Annotated in this window: 3 protein-coding genes; 2 read left to right on the forward strand and 1 reads right to left on the reverse strand. The window is 61.1% G+C overall.

All coding sequences use genetic code 11. The features are described from left to right. Positions 1–52 precede the first annotated feature (52 nt). Positions 53–1399, forward strand: a complete 1347-nt coding sequence (locus BGN97_RS09285) for an O-antigen ligase family protein (RefSeq protein WP_292700435.1) — start codon at positions 53–55, stop codon at positions 1397–1399. Here BGN97_RS09285 and BGN97_RS09290 read toward each other — a convergent pair. Next, positions 1360–2571 carry a hypothetical protein gene (locus tag BGN97_RS09290; RefSeq protein ID WP_292700437.1) on the reverse strand — a complete coding sequence of 404 codons (1212 nt, stop codon included), beginning with the start codon at positions 2569–2571 and terminating at the stop codon, positions 1360–1362. The two genes, BGN97_RS09285 and BGN97_RS09290, sit on opposite strands and share 40 nt — an antisense overlap. A gap of 224 nt (positions 2572–2795) precedes the next feature. On the opposite strand from BGN97_RS09290, the gene BGN97_RS09295 reads away from it, so the two are divergent. Further along, complete coding sequence (locus BGN97_RS09295) at positions 2796–3875, forward strand: SIS domain-containing protein (RefSeq protein WP_292700439.1); 1080 nt, start codon at positions 2796–2798, stop codon at positions 3873–3875. Positions 3876–3893 lie beyond the last annotated feature (18 nt).

A 3893-nucleotide genomic window follows, 5' to 3' on the forward strand; every position in this document is an offset into this window, starting at 1 on the left:
TCTTCGAGTCTGTCTCGGACCTGAGAGATCTTGAGTTGAGGAGCGTCCGCCTGTGCCTTTGGAGATAGTGCTTGGCGGGATCGGGGTGTTGGGGCTCTTCGGAGTCATCACCGTCGTGTTCGGGCCTGCCGATAGGGCCGCGCGTCGAGCATTGGTCACGGGGATCATCCTGATGCCGTTACTGCCGCTGAACGGCGCGATTCCCTCGGCCATCGTCATCGGCTTCGGGGCGATTCTGCTGTCCTTCGTCGCCGCGATTCTGAAGTCTCACCCCCGCCCCCGGCGGATGAGCATAGTCGTCAGCGCGCTGTTGGTTCTCGTGGGCATGCGAGTAAGCACTTATTTCACTGAGGGAAACATTGGTTTGCTGGCGAGTGCGCTCACAGTGATCTTGTGCCTCGGGATCTTCGTTGTCGGACGATTGACCGAGGACGATATCCTCGCGCTGGCCACGGCGTTCTCCGTGGTGATGGTTCTGCACATCGCCTACGCGACCCTTGAGGTGTCGCTGCGCATTCCCGGCATCTGGCCCATGTCCGATGGCTCGAACGAGATCACACAGCGCGCGCACGAGATCCTTCCTTGGCTCCCCGGAAGGCCGATGACATCTTTCTCGCACCCGATCCCGCTCGCCTACTTCATGTTGGTCTCGGTGGCCTTCGCGGCATACGCCGGCATGCGGAAGCGGAGGTGGCAGTGGATCAGCGTGTTCGTCGGGATCGCGGGCATCGTGCTTACGGGGACGAGGAGTGCTCTGATCGCGCTGGCTGTCATCGTAGGCATCGCCTTCGTTTCGACTTTCCGTTTGCGCCGCGTCGTCGTCATCATCGTGATGATTGCATTGGCCCTCGTCGTCTTGCGCAGCCAGTCATTGGGGAACACGCTGCGGTTAGTAGGCCTCGGGGAAGACTTCAGCGGCACAGCATCATATCGACACAGGGCGATGGTGTCGGCATCTTTCCCCGGTCTGTTCAACCATGACGCAGGGCACGTGCTGTTCGGATGGGGTACCGATATCCATTGGATCTTCGACACGGGGATCGTGCCACGCTACTCATCGACTTTTTACTTCTTTGACAACCAATTTGTGGCGTCCATGGCACAGTTCGGATTATTCGGTCTTCTGCTCTTGGCGGTCGCTCTCGTACTTGCGTTCGCGTACGGGAATTCCCTCGCTCGCATGTTGGTAGGAGCGTTCGTTGCTATGTCGTTCAGCTTCGACGTCCTGACCCATTTTGTGGGCCTCTTCTCTTTCGTTCTGTTGATCGGGCTCGCTAGCGTGAAGCGGGCCGATGAATCAGCGCAGGAGCCTGTAGAACTGGCCGCCGATTCTTCCGCATTGCCCACCCGTGTTCGGGGTTATGCGGATCGACCTGCTCGTAGAAGGCCTCTAGCCTGAACCGCGAGCACAGTGCCTTCCGCTGCCACTTCACCCAGCACGCCCCCGACGGGGCCGAGCACGAGACCTCCGAGCAGGATGGCAGGAACACCCACAAGCGCACCCGCAGAGGCACTGCGTGCGATAACGTCGATGCGGCGAATCGAGACCAGCGCGATACTCCCTGTAGCGCGCGATGTCGCGACGAGTGTAACTACTATGGCGAACGACCAAGCTAGAGGGGAAGGAATCGTTGCAGATCCCGTGAAGATCAGTGACGATGCGAGGGGTGCGGCCACTCCGAACGCGATCGCCGCAATAGCTCCGAACGTGGCGTTGATCATGACGGCAAGGCGCACACGGCGTCGGCGTTCCCCTCGCTCTGGCGAGGATCCGATCCACCCCTGCATTGCGCTCGGCACAATCGACATCGCAGAGAGTCCCAGTCGCATCAGTCGCTCTCCGGCAGCGAACACTGCGACGCTTCCGGGAGCGACGATCCCGATGAGCGTGACAGGAAGAGCGATATAGAGCGCGCTGACTCCGCGTGCGGAAACCGCGTGCCATTGAGCACGCAACGTCCAGTACAAAAGGCGTCTGGATGTACGAGCCGTCACTCGACCGGCTTCGCGTCGCAGAATGAAGAGAGCGAGTGCTGGGGAAAGGGTTCCTGGCAACGCGATGCCGACCACCGCATACACCCACAAATCGGCGCCGGCGACCAGTCCCGCTGTCGCGGCGACGATGCCGAGCAGCCGTAATCCGTTGTCCGTCGCGATGACACGCCCTGGTGCAGTCTTTCCAAGAAAGACCCACGTGAGGCTGAGTGCTGCGATCGCAGTCCCCGTTGAGACCAGTGCGGCATCGAACCGGTGGGTGGGCGCCAGCAGCCAGGACAGAGTGAAAGCGACCGGCGCAGTCGGCAGGAGCACGAGGAGCTTAGCCCGCAGCGAAAGCACTGCCGCACGGTAGGTGCCGCGCGGCGTCATGCGTGCGACCTTCTGAGGGCCGTTCAGCCCCCAGCCCAGTTCGACCAGTGTCGCAACCGCGGCTCCGAGCGATTGCCCGATGGCGACGGCTGCCCAGCCGTCGGCACCGAATCGTGTCGTCACCGCGGGCAGCCCAAGGAGGGGGGTGACCAGCCCGAATAGAGGGATCAGCATGAACGCGATCCCTCGCAGCGGGCGCATCATGTACGCATCCTGAGTTCTCCGCAATCGTTCTTGTACGATGCGATCGCAGCAGGTGGCTCCATAGCGATGCTCTCGTTCTGCAGACGACATTAGCGTGATGCGCTCTCAGAAAGCGCATCGGCGGCGAGGGTTGACTCTTGGGAGTTGGATACGATGATGTGGGCAGCTGGGGGCTGCTATCGAAGGTCGATTCGCCAACGGCGATCGGAACGGGGGATACGAGGATGGTAGACACCCAGGCGCGAGCCATGGAAGCATTGGTGCGTAACGCCGCACGCAGACAGCGGTATGCAGCGCTGGCCGTCGAGTCGATGGCAGCTGGCGTCGTCGAAGCGGCTCATGTCATCGCCACGTCATTGGAGCAGGGGGGTAAAATTCTCGTCTTTGGCAACGGTGGAAGTGCGGCGTGCGCTCAGCATTTCGCGGCAGAGTTCACGGGTAAGCTGAAGATGGATCGTGTGCCGATGGCGGCGATCTCGCTCACAACGGACACATCGGCTCTGACAGCGATTGCAAACGATTATGGGTATGACGTCGTCTTCGCGCGTCAGGTCACAGCACTCGCCCGGCCCGGTGACATTGTTGTAGGGCTGTCTACGAGCGGGGCCAGTCGTAACATCATTCTCGCTTTCGAAGCAGCGAAGGCCGTTGGAGCGGTGACTGTAGGCTTGACCGGTGCGATCGATCAACTCGGAGGCGATCACTCGTTGAGTGTGCCGCTGCGCGAGACTGCCCGTGTCCAAGAAGCGCATGACCTGATCCTGCATGAACTCGCTCAAGTCTCCGAGCGCATGGTGATCTCTGATCTCGCTTGGGACGCCAGCGCTTGTCCATTCGATTTCGAGATCGAAGCCGATCAGATCGCCGGTTTTCGTGACTGGGTCACTGACACCGGCGAGGTACTGGTGACGACGAACGGCGTCTTCGATCTCTTTCACGAAGGCCACGCCGTATCGCTGGCATCTGCACGCACGCATGGTGACCGTCTCGTCGTTCTTGTGAATGACGATGCCTCGGTGAAGCGACTCAAAGGTGAGTCCCGGCCCATTCGTAACGACAGGGCACGCATGGCGGACCTGCGCCGATCCTCTGTCGCCGATCATGTAATCCTCATGGCGGATGACGATCCTCGCCGAATTCTTGAGTTGCTGAGACCGGATGTGCACGCCAAGGGGCGGGACTACTCCGGTCGTGGGCTCGTCGAAGCTGAGACGGTCGAGCGACATGGCGGTGTGGTCGCGTACATCGACCTTGTTCCCGGGCTGTCGACCACCGAGACGGTCCGCAGAGCGTCAGCGCGATGACTGTGACTGTGCCCCAGG

The organism is Microbacterium sp. 69-10 (assembly GCF_001897945.1).
Lineage (GTDB): Bacteria > Actinomycetota > Actinomycetes > Actinomycetales > Microbacteriaceae > Microbacterium.

What these genes read in the sequence shown, in the direction of transcription:
- BGN97_RS09295 (WP_292700439.1), top strand. Translation starts at nt 2,796, where the DNA reads ATGGTAGACACCCAGGCGCGAGCCATGGAAGCATTGGTGCGTAACGCC.
- BGN97_RS09290 (WP_292700437.1), bottom strand. Translation starts at nt 2,571, where the DNA reads ATGATGCGCCCGCTGCGAGGGATCGCGTTCATGCTGATCCCTCTATTC.